The sequence below is a fragment of the Labrys wisconsinensis genome, from assembly GCF_030814995.1.
GTDB classification, from domain to species: Bacteria; Pseudomonadota; Alphaproteobacteria; order Rhizobiales; family Labraceae; genus Labrys; species Labrys wisconsinensis.
Genome location: NZ_JAUSVX010000002.1, coordinates 555166 through 573792, shown reverse-complemented (window position 1 = coordinate 573792; position 18627 = coordinate 555166). Strand labels below are relative to the sequence as shown.

Here is an 18627-nt window from a genome sequence, read left to right as displayed (position 1 = left end):
AGACAGAGAAAAGGCCGGGCGCGGGTGCGCCCGGCGGCGCCTCGTGCGCCCGAGCCATGGGCGGCGCCGGTCCGCGCCGCAATTCACACCGACATCGCGAAGGCGCCCGCGGCTTCCTTGCTTTCGGCCTTCCCCTTGCCATACTCCGTGCGGTGTCCGGTGGAATAGCGGTGTGATTCTCACATCGGCCGGCCTGGGAACTCGCAGGCCATGTCGTCCTTGCCTCTCAAATCCGATCCCCGTGCGAAGGTGCAGGAACCTTCGATGGAGGAGATCCTGGCCTCGATCCGCAAGATCATCTCGGACGAGGCCGCGACATCGCCCGTCAACACCAAGCCGGTGTCGATGAAGGTGATGGCGCCGGAGCCGGCCGAACCGCCGTCGGAGCCGCAGGGACAGGACGAGATCGACGCGCTGCTGGCGGGCTTCGACGCGGCCGAGGCTGCCGGCGCGCCGCACACCGCGGCATCCGATGTGCTCGAGCTGACCGAAGCCATGGCCGCGCCGGAGATGGCGGCGCCCGCCGAGGACGACATTGCCTTCGTCGAGCCGGAACCGCCGAAGCCCTCGGCGACAGCCAGGCCGGCTCCCGTGGCGCCGCCGCCGCGGGCCGCCGAGCCGCCGGCCGTCACGCAGCCGCGGCCGATGCTGCCGCTCGAGGAGCGCCTCATCTCCGAGGCGACGGATTCGGCCATCTCCTCCGCCTTCGGCAGGCTGACGCACACCATCCTGTCGCAGAACGCCCGGACCCTGGACGATCTGGTGCAGGACATGCTGCGGCCGATGCTCAAGAGCTGGCTCGACGACAATCTGCCGACCCTGGTGGAGCGGCTGGTCCGCGCCGAGATCGAGCGTGTCTCCCGCGGCGGCCGTTAGCCGGCTGACAGCGCCGCGCGTCACAAAGCGTCACGCTTTTTGATTTCCCGACATACATTAGGAGCATCTAAAGCCCGTTCTGATATCGGCGAGAGAATCGTTGGTTTGGGAGACGGGCATGTGTGGCATTGTCGGTATTCTGGGCACCAGCGCGGTGGCGATGCCGCTGGTCGAGGCCCTCAAGCGTCTGGAGTATCGCGGCTATGACTCGGCCGGCGTCGCCACCCTGGAAGCCGGCCGCCTGACGCGGCGGCGGGCCGAAGGCAAGCTGCGCAATCTGGAGGCCCGGCTGGGCCGCGATCCGCTCGAAGGGCGTATCGGCATCGGCCACACGCGCTGGGCCACCCATGGCAAGCCGAGCGAGGCCAACGCCCATCCCCACGCCACCGATCGGGTGGCCGTGGTCCATAACGGCATCATCGAGAATTTCCGCGAGCTGCGCGAGGAGCTGGTAGCCGGCGGCGCGCGCTTCCAGAGCGAGACCGACACCGAAGTGGTGGCGCACCTGGTCACGCGCGAGCTGCAGGGCGGCAAGTCGCCGATCGAAGCCGTGCAGGCCAGCCTCAAGCGGCTGCGCGGGGCCTTCTCGCTCGGCTTCCTCTTCGACGGCGAGGAGAACCTGATCGTCGGTGCGCGCCTGGGCTCGCCGCTGGCCATCGGCTATGGCGACGGCGAGATGTTCCTCGGTTCCGACGCGATCGCCCTCGCGCCCTTCACCAGCACGGTCTGCTATCTCGAGGACGGCGACAGCGTCCTGCTCACCCGCGACTCCGCCGAGATCTTCGACAGCCTCGACCAGCCGGTGCAGCGCGCGGTCCAGAAGACATCGGTCTCGGCTTTGCTGATCGACAAGGGCAACCACCGCCATTTCATGGCCAAGGAGATCCACGAGCAGCCGGAAGTGGTGTCGCATACGCTCGCCTCTTTCCTCGACATGGCGAGCGGCGCGATCCGCCTGCCGGAGCTGCCCTTCGACTGGCGTTCCTTGACCCGCCTCACCATCACCGCCTGCGGCACCGCCTCCTATGCCGCCCTGTGCGCCAAGTACTGGTTCGAGCGCTTCGCCCGCATCCCCGTGGAGGTCGACGTCGCCTCGGAGTTCCGCTACCGCGAAGTGCCGCTCGAGCCGGGGGGCCTCGCCATCGTCGTGTCGCAGTCGGGCGAGACCGCCGACACGCTGGCGGCGCTGCGCTACTGCAAGGAGCACGGCCAGCACACCCTCGCCGTGGTCAACGTGCCGACTTCGACCATTGCGCGCGAGAGCGACGTCATCGTGCAGACCCTGGCGGGGCCTGAGATCGGCGTCGCCTCGACCAAGGCCTTCACCTGCCAGCTGGCGGCGCTGGCCAGCCTCGCGGTCGGGGCGGGACGGGCCCGCGGCGCCCTCTCGGCGGAGGATGAAGGCCGCCTGGTCCAGGCCCTGATCGAGGCGCCCCGCCTGATGGCGACGGCGCTGCGGCTGGAGCACGAGATCGAGGCGCTGGCCAAGGACCTCGTCAAGGCCACCGACGTGCTCTATCTCGGCCGCGGCACCAGCTTCCCGCTGGCGCTGGAGGGGGCGCTGAAGCTCAAGGAGATCAGCTATATCCATGCCGAGGGCTACGCTGCCGGCGAGCTCAAGCACGGGCCGATCGCGCTGATCGACGAGACCTTGCCGGTGGTGGTGATCGCCCCCTTCGACCGCATCTTCGAGAAGACGGTCTCCAACATGCAGGAGGTGGCCGCGCGAGGAGGCCGCATCATCCTGATCACGGACGAGCAAGGGGCCGAAGCAGCAGCGATCCCGACGCTCAAGACCCTGGTGATGCCGCAGATGCCGGCGACGGTGACGCCGATCGTCTATTCCATCCCGATCCAGCTCCTCGCCTACCATACCGCGGTGCTGATGGGCACGGACGTCGACCAGCCGCGCAACCTCGCCAAGAGCGTCACGGTCGAATAGTCTGGCAAAAACCGGCGTGCGCCTCGACAACACCGCCATGCACCGTGCTAGAAATGGTGCATGGCAAGAAAGGCTGAGACCGTGACGCCTCTCGGGTCCCCGCAGCCGCTGCGGGTGAGCCGCTTCGGCAGCCTGCGCAGCTATTTCCTCACCGGGCTGATCGTTGCCGGGCCGGTGGCGATCACGCTCTACCTCACCTGGAGCTTCATCCAGTGGGTCGACGGTTGGGTGACGCCGTTCATCCCGACGCGCTATCTGCCCGAGACCTATCTGCCGTTCCGCATCCCCGGCTTCGGCCTGATCGTGGCCATCATCGGCCTGACCCTGGTCGGATTCCTCACCGCCAACCTGGTCGGGCGTTCGCTGGTGCGCTTCGGCGAGACGCTGCTCGACCGCATGCCGGTGGTGCGCGGCATCTACAAGGCGCTCAAGCAGGTCTTCACCACCGTCTTTTCCCAGTCCGGCACCTCGTTCCGCAAGGTCGGTCTGGTGGAGTTCCCGCAGGGCGCCTGGTCGGTGGTGTTCATCTCCGCCGAGCCGAGCCCGGCCGTGGAGAGGCTGCTGCCGGGCGGGGCGGGCCAGGACTGGGTGTCGGTGTTCATGCCCTGCGCCCCCAACCCGACCACCGGCTTCTTCTTCCTGCTGCCGCGCGCCAAGGTGATCGAGCTGCCGATCTCGATCGAGGAGGGCACCAAGCTGGTGATCTCGGCCGGCCTGATCCAGCCGGAATCGCTCGCCGAGCCAGCCCCCGCCTTCAAGACCCGCCTGATCGGCGAGATGGCTTTGGCCGACGACCGCGAGAAGGCCTGACGGCTATCCCGCGCGCAGGAGCCGCACCGCCTCGTCCCGCTCGAAGAGATAGAGCAGCGTCCGCAGCGCCTCGCCGCGCCCGCCGGTCAGCTCGGGATCGCGGCCGAGGATCAGCTTGGCATCGTCGCGCGCGACCGCCAGCAGGGCGCCATGCGCCTCCAGCCGGGCCAGGCGGAAGCCGGGCAGGCCCGACTGGCGCGTGCCGAGGACGTCGCCCTCGCCGCGCAGCTTCAGATCCTCCTCGGCGATGCGGAAGCCGTCCTCGGTCTCACGCATGATCTCCAGCCGCCGCTTGGCCGTCTCGCCCAGCGGCCCGCGGTAGAGCAGCAGGCAGGTGGAGCGCTCGGCGCCGCGGCCGATGCGCCCGCGCAGCTGGTGCAGCTGCGACAGGCCGAAGCGCTCGGCATGCTCGATGACCATCACCGTCGCCTCCGGCACGTTGACGCCGACCTCGATCACCGTGGTGGAAACCAGCAGGCCGGTCTCGCCGGCCGAGAAGCGCGCCATGGCCGCGTCCTTCGCCGCCGCCTTCATCTGGCCGTGCAGGAGATCGGCGGCGTCGCCGAACACGCCGGCGAGATGGCGGTGGCGGTCCTCGGCCGCGGCGAGGTCGAGCTCCTCGGACTCGCTGACCAGCGGGCAGACCCAGTAGACCCGGGCCCCGGTCGCCAGCATCCGGCCGACGGCGGCCACCACCTCGTCGAGCCGGTCGAGCGAGATGAGGCGGGTATCGACCGGCTTGCGGCCGGCCGGCTTCTCGGTGAGGGCGGAGGCGTCCATGTCGCCGAAATAGGTGAGCACCAGGGTGCGCGGGATCGGCGTCGCCGTCATCACCAGGACGTCCACGGCCTCGCCCTTGCGCGCCAGGGCGAGGCGCTGGTGCACGCCGAAGCGGTGCTGCTCGTCGACGACGGCGAGGCCGAGGTCGCGGAAATCGACGCCGTCCTGGAACAGGGCGTGGGTGCCGGCCAGGATGTCGATCGTGCCGGCCCGCAGCCCGTCGAGCACGCGGCTGCGCTCGCGGCCCTTCTCGCGCCCCGTCAGCAGCGCCACCGTCAGGCCGGCGGCCTCGGCGAGCGGCGCCATGGTGGCGAGGTGCTGGCGGGCGAGAATCTCGGTCGGCGCCATGATCGCCGCCTGGCGGCCGGCCTCCACGGCGGTCGCCATGGCCAGCAGCGCCACCACCGTCTTGCCGGAGCCGACATCGCCCTGCAGCAGGCGCAGCATGCGCGTCTCGGCCGCCAGGTCGGCGCGGATCTCGGTGAGCGCCGCGGCCTGGCTGCGCGTCAGCGCGAAGGGCAGGGCGGCCTCGATCTTCCCGGCGATGCGCCCGTCCCCTACGGTGCTGCGGCCGCCGAGCCGCTTCATCTGCGCCCGCACCATCACCAGCGCCAGCTGCGAGGCGAGCAGCTCGTCATAGGCCAGGCGCATGCGGGCCGGCGTGTCGGGTGCCGTCGCCTCCGGGCCCTCGGGCCGGTGCAGCGTCGCGAGCGCCTCCCCGAAGGGAGGCCAGGCCCGCATCCGCAGCCAGTCGGGCTCCTGCCATTCCGGCAGGACCGGCAACTTCGCGAGCGCGTCCTGGACCGCCCGCTGCACGGCCCGCCCGCCGAGCCCTTCGGTGAGCGGATAGATCGGCTCGACCGCCGGCAGGGCGGCCAGGCCCGCCTCGTCGACGATGCGGTCGGGATGCACCATCTGCATCATGCCGTCATAGAGCTCGATCCTTCCGGAGACCCAGCGCCGCGCCCCGAGCGGCAGCGAGCGTTCGATCCAGGCCGACTGGGCCGAGAAGAACACCAGCGTCAGCTCGCCGGTCTCGTCATGGCAATAGACCCGCAGCGGTGCTCCGGCCCGCCCGCCCGGCCGGTAGCGGTCGACTGCCACCTCCACCGTCACCAGCGTGTCCAGCGGCGCCTCGGCGAGCTTCGGCCGCAGGCGGCGGTCGAGCACGTTGACCGGGAGGTGGACGAGCAGATCGAGCACCCGCGGCCCGGCCGGGCCGCTGCCGCCGAGCAGCCGCGCGAAGGTCTTGACCCGCGCCGGACCGACGCCGGCGAGGGTGGAGACCGAGGCAAAGAGCGGGTTGAGAATCGCCGGGCGCATGGCGCTAGTGAAAGAGCAAGCAGCAGTCGGGGCAAGTCGCGGAGCGGTTCCGCTTTCGATGCAACCCCGCCATGGCGAGCACATTCATGACAAGCCGGACTCGCCACGCTATACAGCCGCCGTCCAGGACCGTCAGCATGTCAGGAACCACCCGCTCCTCCTCCGATCTCGATCCGCGCCGGCGGCGGCTGCTGTTCCGCGCCTGGCATCGCGGCACGCGCGAGATGGACCTGTTGATGGGCCCGTTCTGCGACGCCGAGATCGGCACCCTCGGCGAGGAGGACGTCGCGGCCTTCGAGCGGCTGATCGAGGCCGAGGACCACGACCTCTACGACTGGATCACCGGCACCGCCGCGACGCCCGATATCCACGACACCGGCCTGATGCACAAGCTGCGCGCCTTCCACGCCCGTCCAGGCCGCGCCCGCGCATGACGTCGCTCGACCATCGCAAGCTCGCGGACCATCTGGCCCAGGGCGGGCAGGCGACCTTCGCCGCCTGTCCGGACGGGCTCGACGCCCTGGTTCTCGCCGACCTCGCCCGGGCCCTGGCGCCGAGGACGCGCGAGCGCCACGCTGCCCTGCTGCACATCGCCCGCGACGGCGGCCGTGCCGCGGCCCTGGAGGCGGCGCTGCGCTTCTTCGCGCCCGAGATCGAGGTGCTGAGCGTCCCGGCCTGGGACTGCCAGCCCTATGATCGCGTCTCGCCCAACGCCGCCGTCGTCGCCCGGCGCATGACGACGCTGGCGCGCCTCGCCACCACCCGCGGCGGCGACACGCCGCGCATCGTGCTGACCACGGTCAACGCCGCGCTGCAGCGCCTGCCGCCACGCGAGCTCGTCGCCTCGCAGTCGCTCTCGGCGGCGCCGGGCAATGCCGTCAACATGGATGCGCTGGCGCTCTGGCTGGAGCACAACGGCTATATCAGAACCTCGACCGTGCGCGAGACCGGCGAATACGCCGTGCGCGGCGGCATCCTCGACCTCTATCCCCCCGGCCTCGGCCAGCCGGTCCGGCTCGATTTCTTCGGAGATACGCTGGAATCGATCCGCGCCTTCGACGCCGAGACCCAGCGCACCTCGGCGCAGCTGCGCGTGCTCGACCTGGTGCCGATGAGCGAGGTGCAGCTCACCACAGAGACGATCAAGCGCTTCCGCCAGGCCTATCTCGGCGAGTTCGGCGCCCAGACGCGCGGCGACCCGCTCTACGAGGCGATCTCGGAAGGGCGGCGCTATCCCGGCTTCGAGCACTGGTTGCCGCTGTTCCACAGCCGGCTCGACACGCTGCTCGACTATCTCGACGGCGTGCCGGTGGCGCTGGACGCCCTGGCCGAGGACGCGGCCGGCGAGCGCCTCGCCCAGATCAAAGATTATTATGACGCGCGGCACGAGGGCATCGGCAAGAGCGGCGAGGCCGTGCCCTACAAGCCGCTCCCGCCCGACAGGCTCTATCTCGGCCCGCAGGAATGGCGCCGACGGCTCGACGAAGCCCCGCTCGCCCGCTTCACGCCCTTCGCGACACCGGAAACGGCCGGCCGCGTGATCGTCGATTGCGGCGGCCGCCAGGGCCGCACCTTCGCGGCCGAACGCGCCGCGGACGAGGGCAATGTCTTCGACGCGGTGGTGCGCCACGTGCGCGAGCGGCAGGCGGCAGGCCGGCGCGTCATCGTCGCCGGCTGGACCGACGGCTCGCGCGAGCGGCTCGGGGCGGTGCTGGCCGACCACGGTCTGACGCAACTGAAGCCGGTGCCGGACTTCGCCCGCGCCATGGCGCTGCCGAAGAGCGAGGCGGCGCTGGCGGTGCTGCCGCTCGAGACCGGCTTCGAGACCGACGAGATCGCCGTGGTCGCCGAGCAGGACGTCCTGGGCGACCGGCTGGTGCGCCGGCCGACCAAGCGCAAGCGCGCCCAGGATTTCCTCACCGAGCTGACGACGCTGTCCCCGGGCGATGCCGTCGTCCATGTCGACCACGGCATCGGCCGCTTCGTCGGCCTGCAGACGGTGACGGCAGCCGGCGCGCCGCATGCCTGCCTGGAGATCCACTACGCCGGTGGCGACAAGCTGTTCCTGCCGGTGGAGAACCTCGAGCTCCTGTCGCGCTACGGCTCGGAGGATGCCGAGGCGCCGCTCGACAAGCTCGGCGGCCGCGGCTGGCAGGAGCGCAAGGCCCGGATGCGCAAGCGCATCCGCGAGATGGCCGGCGAGCTGATCCAGGTGGCGGCGGCGCGCGCCCTGCGCGAAGCACCGAAGCTGGTGCCGGCGCAAGGACTCTACGACGAGTTCTGCGCCCGCTTCCCCTATGACGAGACCGAGGACCAGCAGACCGCCATCGACGCGGTGCTGGACGATCTCGGCGCCGGCCGGCCGATGGACCGGCTGGTCTGCGGCGATGTCGGCTTCGGCAAGACCGAGGTGGCCCTGCGCGCCGCCTTCGCGGCCGCCCTCTCCGGCCGCCAGGTCGCGGTCGTGGTGCCGACCACGCTGCTCGCCCGCCAGCACTACAAGACCTTCGCCGATCGTTTCCACGGCCTGCCGGTCAAGGTGGCGCAGCTCTCGCGCTTCGTCTCGGCCGAGGACGCGCGCAAGACCAAGGCGGGCCTCACCTCCGGCGACATCGATATCGTCGTCGGCACCCATGCGCTGCTGGCCAAGTCGATCAGCTTCCGCGACCTGGCGCTGCTGATCATCGACGAAGAGCAGCATTTCGGCGTCGCCCACAAGGAGCGGCTGAAGCAGCTGCGCGCCGAGATCCACGTGCTGACCCTCTCGGCGACGCCGATCCCGCGCACGCTGCAGCTGGCGCTGACCGGCGTGCGCGAGCTTTCGATCATCGCCACGCCGCCGGTCGATCGCCTGGCGGTGCGCACCTTCGTCACGCCCTTCGACCCGGTGATCCTGCGCGAGGCGCTGCTGCGCGAGCGCTATCGCGGCGGCCAGAGCTTCTTCGTGGTGCCGCGCATCGAGGACATCGCCGAGGCCAAGGCCTTCCTCGACCAGTATGCGCCGGAGGCCAAGGTCGGCGTCGGCCACGGCCAGATGGCGGCCGGCCAGCTCGAGGACGTGATGACGGCGTTCTACGAGGGCAAGTACGACGTGCTGCTCTCCACCACCATCGTCGAGTCCGGTCTCGACATCCCCACCGCCAACACGTTGATCGTCTGGCGCGCCGACATGTTCGGCCTGGCCCAGCTCTACCAGCTGCGCGGGCGGGTGGGGCGCTCGAAGACACGCGCCTATGCGCTGTTCACCCTGCCGGCCACCAAGCCGATCACGCCCAATGCCGAGCGGCGCCTCAAGGTGCTGCAGTCGCTCGACACGCTCGGCGCCGGCTTCCAGCTCGCCTCGCACGACCTCGACATCCGCGGCGCCGGCAACCTGCTCGGCGACGAGCAGTCCGGCCATATCAAGGAGGTCGGCTACGAGCTCTACCAGCAGATGCTGGAGGAGGCGGTGGCGGCGCTGAAGGAAGGCGGCATCGAGGCCGAGGTCGAGGAGCAATGGTCGCCGCAGATCACCATCGGCACGCCGGTGATGATCCCGGAGGACTATGTCTCCGACCTGCAGCTGCGGCTCGGGCTCTATCGGCGGCTGTCGACGCTGGACACCGACGCCGATATCGACGCATTCGGCGCCGAGCTGATCGACCGGTTCGGCCCGCGGCCGCGCGAGGTCGACCAGTTGATGAAGCTGATGTCGATCAAGGCGCTGTGCCGGCGGGCGAACGTGGAAAAGGTCGACGCCGGCCCCAAGGGCCTGGTGCTGTCGTTCCGCGACAACGCCTTCGCCAATCCGGACGGGCTGGTGCGCTACATCGCCGAGCAGGGCTCCTTCGCCAAGGTGCGGCCGGACATGCGCATCGTCTTCAGCCGCGATTTCGAGGATGCCGACGACCGGCTGAAGGGCACGGCCGTCATCCTGAAGAACCTGGTGCGGATCGCCGAGGCGAAGAAGAAGGCGCCGGTCAGAACCTGAGCTGGGCGGCGCGCGCCGCCTGCAGGGCCGTCTGGTCGTAGACTGCGCAGCGCCGGGTCTCCCGGAACACGTCCTCGACCGTGCGGCGGCCGTCGAGGCGGCCCATCGCCACCTCGGCCTCGTAGAAGCTGGAGCGGCCGGCGCGGCTGTCGAAGAAGGTGGTGGAGGCGATGGAGAGCGCCGCCTCCTCGAGCCGCTCCTGCAGGGACGCGCCTGATGTCGCAGGCGCGATCACGCCGAAGATCGCGGGCCGGACCTCGGCCAGATGGTCCTGCGGCTGCAGGGCCTCGCGCATGATCTGCGCCATCGGCCGCAGCACCGAGGCGTCGAGCTGGCCGCCGTTGCGGATCCGGACGAAGCCGATGGCGAAGTTCGACAGCTCCGCCTCTTCCTGCAGGATGGCATGGACATGGGCGCCGAAGAAGGCGCGGCTGGAGAGGCCGCTCTCGGTCTCGCCGCAGGCGATCTGCGACAGGGTGGAGAAGCGCACCAGGACATGGTCGAGATCGCCGAGATCGTCGGCCGGGGAGACCTTGGCGCCGAAGGATTGCGACAGCCAGGCGCGGCGCTCGGCGTCGCGCTTGAGAACGGCCAAGGTCTTCAGGGACGAGCGATCTTGCGATGAAGCAACCATATCAAGCCTCCGTGGCTGGTATTCGCTAACGTCGGCCCCCGGTGCCGGGTTCCTCCATAGCATCGATGCAAACGGCGCGCCACGCCGCGGAATTGCAACTTTTATTTGTATGAGAAATAAAAGCCCCCCGCGCGGACCGGCGGACGTTAGGCCACGCGCAGGGGAATTTCACTTGTTCCTGGGGTAACAACCTGCAGTTTTATCGACCCTCCCAAATAAAGTCGGCATCCGCACGCCCCGCAGCGGCACGGATCCGTCCATCGATGACCGCATCCTCGGCAGAGCGTGCCTCGAACGTGGGCACGGCGTGGCCGGGACGGCGATGATCTTTCACGCCTTGCGGGTGGCGAAGCTCAGCGCCAGGACGAAGAAGATGAGGAGGCCGGTGCCGACCTGCTGCCAGTAATAGTTCAGGCCGACCAGCAGGAGCCCGTTGGCGACGATGCTGAGCAGCAGCACGCCGAGCACCGTGCCCGGCACGTTCGGACGCCGCTCGCGATCGAGCGTCGTGCCGATGAAGGTGGCGCCGATGGCGTTGAGCAGGAAGGCATTGCCGGAATAGGGCACGTAGACATTGACCGTCGCCGACAGGATCAGCCCGGCCACGGCCCCAACCAGGGCCGCGAGGACATAGACCAGGCCGGTCTGGCGCGCCACGCGCAGGCCGGAATACCAGGCGACCCCGGGCTGCACGCCGATGGCGACGAGGCTACGGCCATAGCGGGTGCGGGTGAGCAGCAGCACGGCGGCAGCCGCCAGGACGGCGACGACGCCGAGAGGCAGCGGCACGCCCAGCACCTGGCCGTGGCCGATGAAGGCGAAGGACGGCGGCACGGCGGAGGAGGGCAGGTAGATCGGGTTGCCGCCGCCGGTCAGCAATTGCTGGGCGCTGCGGCCGATGAACAGCGTGCCGAGCGTCGCCAGGAAGGGAGCGATGCGCAGGCCCGCGATCAGAAAGGCATTGAACAGGCCGACGACCGCGCCGGCGACGAGGCCCGCCGGCGCCGCCAGCCAGACCGGCTGGCCGGCGAGGACCAGCGACACGAAGGCGAGGCTGGCCGCGTCCACCGCCGTGCCGACCGAAAGATCGATGCCGCCGGCCGCCACCACCAGCGTCATGGCGATGGCGACGATGGCGAGCAGCGTGAAATTGTTGACCAGCACGCTGAGGAGGTTGGCGGGTGCGAGGAAGGTCGGCGTCGTCGCGGAGAAGAAGGCGAAGACCGCGACGAGCGCCAGCACCAGCCCGTAGCGCTGGACGAGGCCCCGCAGCCGGGCGAGGGGGGCCGCCGGCTGCAGCGACAGGTCGGTCATGGCGCGCTCCCGTTGCGGCGCAGCAGCGAGGTCGCGGCAACCACCAGGAGGATCAGCACCCCCTGCACGCCGCTCACCCAGTAGCTGGAAATGTTGAGGAGCTGGAAGCCGTTGATCAGGAATCCGACGAACAGGGCCGACAGCACCGTGCCGCCGATGGTCGGCACCAGCCGCCGCGAGAACACCACGCCGAGCAGGGCGGTGACCACGACCGACAGCAGCATCTCGCCGGACCCGGTGGTGCTGCCGCTGAGATAGGCGACGGACAGGATGCCGCCGATGCCGCCGGTCAGGCCGCAGACGAGGTAGGAGCCGGCGACCAGGCGCCGGACCGGCAGCCCGGCGGCGCGTGCCGCCTCGGGGAACTCGCCGACGGCGTAGAGATGCAGGCCGATGCGGGTCTGCTGCACCCCGATGAAGAACACGGCGGCGATGCCGACGAAGACGAAGGCGAGGACGGGGACGGACCAGGGGCCGTAGCCGGAGAGGACCGACAGGAAATCGGTCGCGGCGGGCACCACCGTGTTCTGCGTCAGCACCAGCTCCAGGCCCGCCACCACGTTCATGACGGCGAGGGTGGCGAGCAATGGCACGATGCCGAGCAGGGTGACGGAGAGGGCGTTGACGAGGCCGATGGCGAGCCCCGTCGCCAGCGCGCCCGCGGCGGCCGTGCCATCGTCGGCGCCGGCCTGGATCAGCGAGGCGTAGACGGCGGCGCTGAGGCCCATGTTGGCGGCGATGGAGAGGTCGATGCCGCCGGTGACGACGTTCGAGCCGCCGCCGATGACGACGATGGTGAGGCCGATGGCCAGCGTGCCCAGGATCGCCGACTGGCCGAGCACGTTGCCGACATTGGCGACCGACAGGAAGAAGGGCGCCTGCCAGGCGAAGACGGCGAGCACGGCCGCGAAGGCGATGAAGGAGGCGGAGCGCACCAGCAGCGTGGCCGCCCGCCGCCCGATGGCGGCGCGGCGCGCCGTGCCGGCGGCGGCCTGGCCCGCGCCCGCCGCAGCCACTTCGAGGCTAGCCGACATGACGCGCCTCCCAGGAGCCCGTGGCCTCCGCCAGCAGCGCCTCGGCCGTGGTCTCGGCGGTGACGAGATCGCGGATCAGCCGGCCGCGATACATCACCAGCACCCGGTCGGTGATGCCGACGAGCTCGGGCAGGTCGGTCGACAGGATGAGGATGGTGGCGCCGCGCTGCGCCAGCTCGCCGATCAGCGTGTAGATCTCGACCTTGGAGCCGATGTCGATGCCGACCGTGGGCTCGTCGAGGATGTAGATGTCCGAGCGGCGGCTGAGCCATTTGGCCAGGACCACCTTCTGCTGGTTGCCGCCGCTGAGCGTGCGCACGATCGCCTCGCGCCCCGGCGTGCGCACCGACAGGGCCTCGATCAGCCGATCGACCTCGGACCGTTCGCGCCGGCGGCTGAGGAAGCCGAAGCGGCTGAATCGGTCGAGGCTGGCGAGCGTGGTGTTCTCCGCCACGCTGAGCCCCAGCGCCACGCCCTGGCCGCGCCGGTCCTCGGGCACCAGCGCCGTGCCGTGCCGCACCGCCTCGACCGGCGAGCCGGGCCTGCGCTCCCGTCCGGCGACGTGGATGCTGCCGGCATCGCTGCGCTCGAGCCCGAACAGGGCCCGGATCACCTCCTTGGCGCCGGAGCCGAGCAGGCCGGTGAGGCCGACGATCTCGCCGCGCCGCACGATGAAGGAGACGTCGTCGAACCGCCCGGCGCGGCCGAGGCCCCGCACGGCCAGCGCCGGCTCGCCCAGGGCGACCCTGCGCTTGGGGAACATGTCGGCGATGTCGCGCTCGACCATCAGAGCGGCGATGGCGGCCGCCGGCGTGTCGCGCGGGTCGACCGTGGCGACGTCGACGCCGTTGCGCAGCACGGTGACCCGGTCGCACAGGCTCTCGATCTCGCCGAGATAATGGGAGATGTAGACGATGGTGACGCCCTCGGCCCTGAGGCGCCGGATCAGGGCGAAGAGGATGTCGGCCTCGCGCCTGACCAGCGCCGCCGTCGGCTCGTCGAACACCAGGACGGACGGCTTGTCGAGCAGAGCCCGGGTGATCTGCACGATCTGCTTCTGCGCCGTGGTCAGCTCGGAGATCAGCACGTCCGGCGGCAAGGCGAGGCCGAAATAGTCGTGCAGGATCTCGGCGGCGCGCCGCTGCATGGCGCGGCGGTCGAGCAGCGGCACGACGCGGTGGCGCACGATCTCGCGGCCGAGCAGCAGCGCCTCGCCCACGGTGAAGCTGCCGACCAGGAGCCGGTCCTGGTGGATGAAATGGATGCCGAGCTGCTCGACGCGATAGGGCGTGAGGGCATCCTGCGCCGCGCCGTGGACCGTCACCGTGCCGGCATCGGGGCGGTGCAGCCCGGCCAGGATCCTGATCAGCGTCGACTTGCCGGCGCCGTTCTGGCCGACCAGGCCGTGCACGGTTCCGGCCTCGACGTCGAGCGTCGCGCCGGCGAGCGCCGTGACGCCGTCGAAGCGCTTGACGATGCCGCGCAGCGACAGGGCCGGCGCTCGGGAAGACTGCGTCATCGAGGAGTTCCCTACGGCCCCGCACCGGCCGGCACGGGGCGGGCCGACGAAAGGATCACACCTGGCCGAGGGTCTTCTGGACCTCGGCGGCATTGTCCTTGGTGGCGAGGATCGAGGCGATGTAGGTCTCCTGCGGCAGGGTCTTCTGACCGCCGAGATAGCGCGCCACGGTCTGCACCGCGGTCTTGCCGATCAGGGCCGGCTGCTGGGCCGCGACCGCCGCGGCCGGCGACTTCGGGTCCTTGACCAGGTCCAGCACCTCCGGGCTGCCGTCGACGCCATAGGTGCGCACCTCGGTGCGGCCGGCGGCGACCAGGGCCTGGGTAGCGCCGAGCTGGGGCACGTCCCAGGCCGACCAGATCGCCTTGATCGAGCCCTTCTCCGGATATTTGGCGAGCACGGCGGTCACCTGGGCGAAGGCGTCCTGCACGGTGTTGGGAATGACGTCGCGCAGCTCCGGCTGGACGATCTTCACCCGCGGATAATATTTCAGGACGTGCCTGAGCTCGTCATAGCGGATGGCGCAGACGGGCACGCCGTAGAAGCCGTTGAACACCACGATGTCGCCTTCGCCGCCGATGTCGGCGACCAGTCGCAGCGCCAGGCTAGAGCCGATGCCGAAATTGTCGGAGGTGGTGTTGTTGATGCTGTTGGTGCTGGGAACGTCGGCGGTGAACACCGGGATGCCGGCATCCTTGATCTTCTTCAGCCAGGGGTCGATGACGCTGAGGGTGCCCAGTGTCTGGATCACCGCATCGGGGCGCTGGGCGATCAGGGTCTGGAGCTGGGCGACGAGCTTCTTGTCGTCGCGGCCGGCGTCGAGCCCGATCGGCTCGCCGCCGAGGCGCTTCACCTCCTCGATCTGGGCCTGATAGGCCTTGAGGTCCCAGTAATGGTCCGTGCCGGTGGCGCTGATGGCGATGCGCTTGCCGGCAAGGGAGGGCACGTCGTCGGCGGCGCGGGCGGCCGAGACCAGGCCGGCCTTGCCGAGCGCAAGGGCGGCGCCGGCGACGAGGCCGGCCTTGATGAGACCGCGGCGGCCGAAGGTGGGGGCGAGATCGGAAGCGGCCATGGCAGGCTCCTCGATGGCGATTGCCTGCCATAATCTATATAAATTCTACCTTGTAAATAGATTATTTGACACGCTATGAAGCGGATCGCTCCCGCACGGGAGGAGTAGCTGAACCAGCAAGCCGGCAGGACACATGACTCAGATCGAATTGGGCTGGGGCTCGGGCCCGAGCGAGACCTATGAAGGCCTGGCGGCGCGGTTTCGTCCGATCTTCCAGCGCATCGGCGAGGGCGCGGTCGCACGCGAGCTCGATCGCACCCTGCCGCACGAGCCGATCCAGTGGCTGAAGGACGCCCGCTTCGGCGCCGTGCGCGTCCCGCGCGAGCACGGCGGCGACGGCGCCAGCCTGCCGGAGCTGTTCAACCTCCTGATCGAATTGTCGGCGGCCGATTCCAACGTCACGCAGGCCCTGCGTGCCCATTTCGGCTTCGCCGAGGACGTGGTCAACGCCCGCTCGGCCGAGCGGCGCCAGCGCTGGTTCCCGCGCCTCGCCGGCGGCGAGATCGCCGGCAACGCCTGGTCAGAGATCGGCGATGCCAAGCAGGCGGCCTTCTCCACCAAGGTGACGCGAAACGGGCACGGCCTGGTGGTCAACGGCGCGAAGTTCTACACCACCGGCTCGCTCTTTGCCGATTGGATCGACATCGGCGCGAGCGGCGAGGACGGCGCGTCCCTGACAGCCGTGGTCTCCCGCCGGGCCCCGGGGGTCGAGGTGGTCGACGACTGGGACGGGTTCGGCCAGATCCTGACCGCGAGCGGCACCTCGACCTTCACCGACGTGCCGGTGGAGGAGGGCGACGTCATCGCCGACGAGGACCGGTTCAAATATTCGGCGGCCTTCTATCAGCTCGTGCACCTCGCCACGCTCGCCGGCATCGGCCGCGCCGCGTCGAACGACGTCGCCAAGGCGGTGGCGGAGCGGCGGCGCACCTATACCCACGCCGCCGGTCCGCGCTCCAGCCAGGACGCCCAGGTGCTGCAGATCGTCGGACGGGTGCGGGGCGCCGCCTATGGTGCCGGCGCCATCGTGCTGAAGACGGCGCAGGCGCTGCAGCGGGCCTTCGACGCGCGTTTCGCCGGCGATGCCGCGGTGGAGGAGGCGGCCAACGCCATCGCCGAGCTGGAGACGGCGCAGGCCCAGACCGTGGTCTCGAACCTGATCCTGGACGCCGTCACCCTGCTGTTCGACGCGCTCGGCGCCTCCGCCACGAGGCGCAGCACCAGCTTCGACCGGCACTGGCGCAACGCACGCACGCTCGCCTCGCACAATCCGCGCATCTACAAGGACCGCATCGTCGGCGACTTCGCCGTCAACGGCACGCCGCCGCCCTATCAGTGGCGCATCGGCCAGCCCTGATGCCGATGCCCCGGCGCGCCGGAACGGCGCCTCATCCCGCCACCCTGGCGCCGGGGCTCGCCGAGAGCTCCGCCCGCTCCAGGCTTTCCGCCTTCTGAAACTCGCTGCGCAGCAGCGTCCAGACCTCGTGCCGCAGCCGGGCGAAGTCCGGCGCGGCACGCAGGTCGTCCTCGCGCGAGCGGCGTTCGAGCGGGATGTCGAGCACCTGCTTGATGCGTCCCGGCCGCGAGGTCATCACCGCCACGCGCTGGCCGAGATACACCGCCTCGTCGATGCCGTGGGTGATGAACACGATGGTCTTGCCCGAAGCCTCCCAGATGCGCAGGAGCTCGCCCTGCAGGATCTCGCGGGTCTGGGCGTCGAGCGCGGCGAAGGGCTCGTCCATCAGGAGGATATCGGGGTCATAGGCCAGGCTCCGGGCGATCGCCACCCGCTGGCGCATGCCGCCGGAGAGCTCGTGGGGATAGCGCTCGCCGAAGCCGGAAAGGCCGACCATGTCGAGGAAGTGCCGTGCCTTCTCCACGCGCTCGCGCCGGGCGACGCCCTTGGCCTCCAGCCCGAACGCGACGTTCTCGAGGGCGGTCCGCCAGGGGAACAGGGCGTATTGCTGGAACACCATGCCGCGGTCGAGGGCCGGTCCGGTCACCGGCTTGCCGTCGATCAGGATGCGGCCGCTGCTGGGACGGGTCAGCCCGCCGATGAGGTCGAGCAGAGTCGACTTGCCGCAGCCGCTCGGCCCGACGAGGACGAAGAACTCGCCGGCTGCGATCTCCAGGTTGATCGCCTCCAGGGCCGTGAAGCGCTCGGGCGCGCCCCGACGCCCGGCGGCGCGCAGGGCGAAGGTCTTGCCGACATTCTGGATCTGAATGACGCTGCTCATGGCGGCTCCCGTTGAACGCGATGGGCGCGCGCGGCGCGCAGGGGTTCAGTTCGCCGCAGCCTGCGCCGCATAGGGGTTGAAGGCGTTGGTGTAGAAGTCGGACGGCTTGTGCTTGCCCTTCGGCACGATGTCGGCGTCCTCCACCAGCTTCAACCAGAAGGCGAGATCCTCCTCGACGTTGAGGCCGTGCACCGCCCAGCGCAGATGGCTGTAATCCTCCTTGCCCTCCTTGTTGTAGAGGTCGGGCAGATATTGCGGATCGAGCCGGCCGCGGTCGACGCCGAGCTTGATCACCTCGGCGGGATGGGCGTTGGCCCAGTCGGCGGCGTCGGCGATGGCCGAGACATAGCCCTTCACCAGGTCGGGATGCTCGGCGATGAACTTGTCGGAGGCCATGGTGCCGCCGCGGGTGATGAAGCGCCCGGCAATGTCGGCGGAGGAGAACAGCTGGCGATAGCCGCCCTTGCGGCGCAGCTGGATGTCGAGCGGGGAGTAGGCGATGATCGCGTCGATCCCGCCCTGCTGCAGCACCTGCTCGTACTGGGCCTGCGGCACCGGCACGATGGTCACGTCATCCTTGGTGACGCCGTGCTTGGTCAGCCAGTCGATGGCGAACCAGACGCCGGAAAAGCTCGGCCATTGCGTGCCGATGCGCTTGCCCTTGAGGTCCTGCGGCGTCTTGATCGGACCGTCGGCGAGGACGATCAGGCCGTCGCCGGCATTGGCGGGGTTGAAGGGCAGGGTGGAGGAGACGACCTCCTTGGCCTTCAGGCCCTTGTCGTAGACGTTGATGAAATAGGCGTAGTCGGAGAAGGGGGCGAGGTCGAGCGCGCCGCTGTCGAGGGCCACGGTATACTGGTCCCAGGGCACCACGGTGAGCTCGGCCTTGATGCCGTATTTGGCGAAGAAGCCCCGGGCGTCCGCCACCTCGATCAGCTCGTAGCCGGCGGTCCAGCCCTGGTTCAGCGGCGGGAAGAAGATCTTGACCGGCTTCAGCTCGTCCGCCGCAGCCGGACGCGGCACGGCCGGTGCGAGGGCCGCCGCCGCAAGGGCGAGCGCGGCGATACGGGTGGCGCGTCCGAGGGCACGGCGCAGCAGGGGCAGGGTCACGTCTGT

At 70.0% G+C, this 18627-nt stretch carries 14 protein-coding genes; 6 read left to right on the top strand and 8 right to left on the bottom strand.

What is annotated here, in order from left to right; genetic code table 11:
* Positions 1-210: 210 nt before the first annotated feature.
* The 3 genes from QO011_RS09110 to QO011_RS09100 all read left to right on the top strand — a co-directional run bounded on the left by QO011_RS09110 (position 211) and on the right by QO011_RS09100 (position 3628).
* Entirely contained in the window at positions 211-876 is a 666-nt protein-coding gene (locus QO011_RS09110) for a PopZ family protein (protein ID WP_370881928.1), read from the top strand.
* Positions 877-994: 118 nt separating this feature from the next.
* Positions 995-2818: a glutamine--fructose-6-phosphate transaminase (isomerizing) gene (glmS, locus tag QO011_RS09105; RefSeq protein WP_307270541.1), complete on the top strand. Its 1824-nt coding sequence runs from the start codon at positions 995-997 to the stop codon at positions 2816-2818.
* Positions 2819-2878: 60 nt separating this feature from the next.
* The gene (locus tag QO011_RS09100) at positions 2879-3628 is read left to right on the top strand and encodes a DUF502 domain-containing protein (protein ID WP_307270539.1); all 750 of its coding nucleotides are present in this window, start codon (positions 2879-2881) and stop codon (positions 3626-3628) included.
* A 3-nt stretch (positions 3629-3631) separates the two neighbouring features.
* On the opposite strand, the gene recG is transcribed toward QO011_RS09100, so the two are convergent.
* Positions 3632-5731: an ATP-dependent DNA helicase RecG gene (gene recG, locus QO011_RS09095; protein WP_307270536.1), complete on the bottom strand. Its 2100-nt coding sequence runs from the start codon at positions 5729-5731 to the stop codon at positions 3632-3634.
* 137 nt (positions 5732-5868) lie between these two features.
* Between recG and QO011_RS09090 the strand changes: the two genes are divergently transcribed.
* On the top strand, positions 5869-6165 hold the full coding sequence (locus QO011_RS09090; RefSeq protein ID WP_307270534.1) for an FAD assembly factor SdhE: 297 nt from the start codon (positions 5869-5871) through the stop codon (positions 6163-6165).
* Positions 6162-9701 (top strand): transcription-repair coupling factor, encoded by a 3540-nt coding sequence (gene mfd, locus QO011_RS09085; protein WP_307270533.1) that lies wholly within the window; start codon positions 6162-6164, stop codon positions 9699-9701. Before QO011_RS09090 ends, mfd begins: the two co-directional genes overlap by 4 nt.
* Here mfd and QO011_RS09080 read toward each other — a convergent pair.
* The 5 genes from QO011_RS09080 to QO011_RS09060 form a co-directional block, all read right to left on the bottom strand.
* Positions 9691-10335: a hypothetical protein gene (locus tag QO011_RS09080; protein ID WP_307270532.1), complete on the bottom strand. Its 645-nt coding sequence runs from the start codon at positions 10333-10335 to the stop codon at positions 9691-9693. The genes mfd and QO011_RS09080 overlap by 11 nt on opposite strands.
* Before the next feature lie 330 nt (positions 10336-10665).
* The gene (locus QO011_RS09075; protein ID WP_370881937.1) at positions 10666-11640 is read right to left on the bottom strand and encodes an ABC transporter permease; all 975 of its coding nucleotides are present in this window, start codon (positions 11638-11640) and stop codon (positions 10666-10668) included.
* A 5-nt stretch (positions 11641-11645) separates the two neighbouring features.
* Positions 11646-12683 (bottom strand): ABC transporter permease, encoded by a 1038-nt coding sequence (locus tag QO011_RS09070; protein ID WP_307270525.1) that lies wholly within the window; start codon positions 12681-12683, stop codon positions 11646-11648.
* Positions 12673-14202, bottom strand: coding sequence for a sugar ABC transporter ATP-binding protein (locus tag QO011_RS09065; protein ID WP_307270522.1), 1530 nt, complete (start codon positions 14200-14202; stop codon positions 12673-12675). The genes QO011_RS09070 and QO011_RS09065 overlap by 11 nt, the downstream gene beginning before the upstream one ends.
* A 55-nt stretch (positions 14203-14257) precedes the next feature.
* Positions 14258-15274, bottom strand: coding sequence for a sugar ABC transporter substrate-binding protein (locus QO011_RS09060; protein ID WP_307270520.1), 1017 nt, complete (start codon positions 15272-15274; stop codon positions 14258-14260).
* Positions 15275-15407: 133 nt separating this feature from the next.
* Here QO011_RS09060 and QO011_RS09055 point away from each other — a divergent pair, with 133 nt between their 5' ends.
* Complete coding sequence (locus QO011_RS09055) at positions 15408-16631, top strand: acyl-CoA dehydrogenase family protein (protein ID WP_307270516.1); 1224 nt, start codon at positions 15408-15410, stop codon at positions 16629-16631.
* A gap of 31 nt (positions 16632-16662) precedes the next feature.
* On the opposite strand, the gene QO011_RS09050 is transcribed toward QO011_RS09055, so the two are convergent.
* The gene (locus QO011_RS09050; protein ID WP_307270513.1) at positions 16663-17511 is read right to left on the bottom strand and encodes an ABC transporter ATP-binding protein; all 849 of its coding nucleotides are present in this window, start codon (positions 17509-17511) and stop codon (positions 16663-16665) included.
* Positions 17512-17556: 45 nt separating this feature from the next.
* Positions 17557-18621, bottom strand: coding sequence for an ABC transporter substrate-binding protein (locus QO011_RS09045; RefSeq protein WP_307270511.1), 1065 nt, complete (start codon positions 18619-18621; stop codon positions 17557-17559).
* Positions 18622-18627: the final 6 nt, after the last annotated feature.

Excerpts from the sequence above, each read along its gene's own strand:
- QO011_RS09090 (WP_307270534.1), top strand. The coding sequence starts at position 5,869 with ATGTCAGGAACCACCCGCTCCTCCTCCGATCTCGATCCGCGCCGGCGG.
- glmS (WP_307270541.1), top strand. The coding sequence starts at position 995 with ATGTGTGGCATTGTCGGTATTCTGGGCACCAGCGCGGTGGCGATGCCG.
- QO011_RS09060 (WP_307270520.1), bottom strand. The coding sequence starts at position 15,274 with ATGGCCGCTTCCGATCTCGCCCCCACCTTCGGCCGCCGCGGTCTCATC.
- QO011_RS09055 (WP_307270516.1), top strand. The coding sequence starts at position 15,408 with ATGACTCAGATCGAATTGGGCTGGGGCTCGGGCCCGAGCGAGACCTAT.
- mfd (WP_307270533.1), top strand. The coding sequence starts at position 6,162 with ATGACGTCGCTCGACCATCGCAAGCTCGCGGACCATCTGGCCCAGGGC.
- QO011_RS09050 (WP_307270513.1), bottom strand. The coding sequence starts at position 17,511 with ATGAGCAGCGTCATTCAGATCCAGAATGTCGGCAAGACCTTCGCCCTG.
- QO011_RS09100 (WP_307270539.1), top strand. The coding sequence starts at position 2,879 with ATGGCAAGAAAGGCTGAGACCGTGACGCCTCTCGGGTCCCCGCAGCCG.
- QO011_RS09080 (WP_307270532.1), bottom strand. The coding sequence starts at position 10,335 with ATGGTTGCTTCATCGCAAGATCGCTCGTCCCTGAAGACCTTGGCCGTT.
- QO011_RS09110 (WP_370881928.1), top strand. The coding sequence starts at position 211 with ATGTCGTCCTTGCCTCTCAAATCCGATCCCCGTGCGAAGGTGCAGGAA.
- QO011_RS09070 (WP_307270525.1), bottom strand. The coding sequence starts at position 12,683 with ATGTCGGCTAGCCTCGAAGTGGCTGCGGCGGGCGCGGGCCAGGCCGCC.
- QO011_RS09065 (WP_307270522.1), bottom strand. The coding sequence starts at position 14,202 with ATGACGCAGTCTTCCCGAGCGCCGGCCCTGTCGCTGCGCGGCATCGTC.
- recG (WP_307270536.1), bottom strand. The coding sequence starts at position 5,731 with ATGCGCCCGGCGATTCTCAACCCGCTCTTTGCCTCGGTCTCCACCCTC.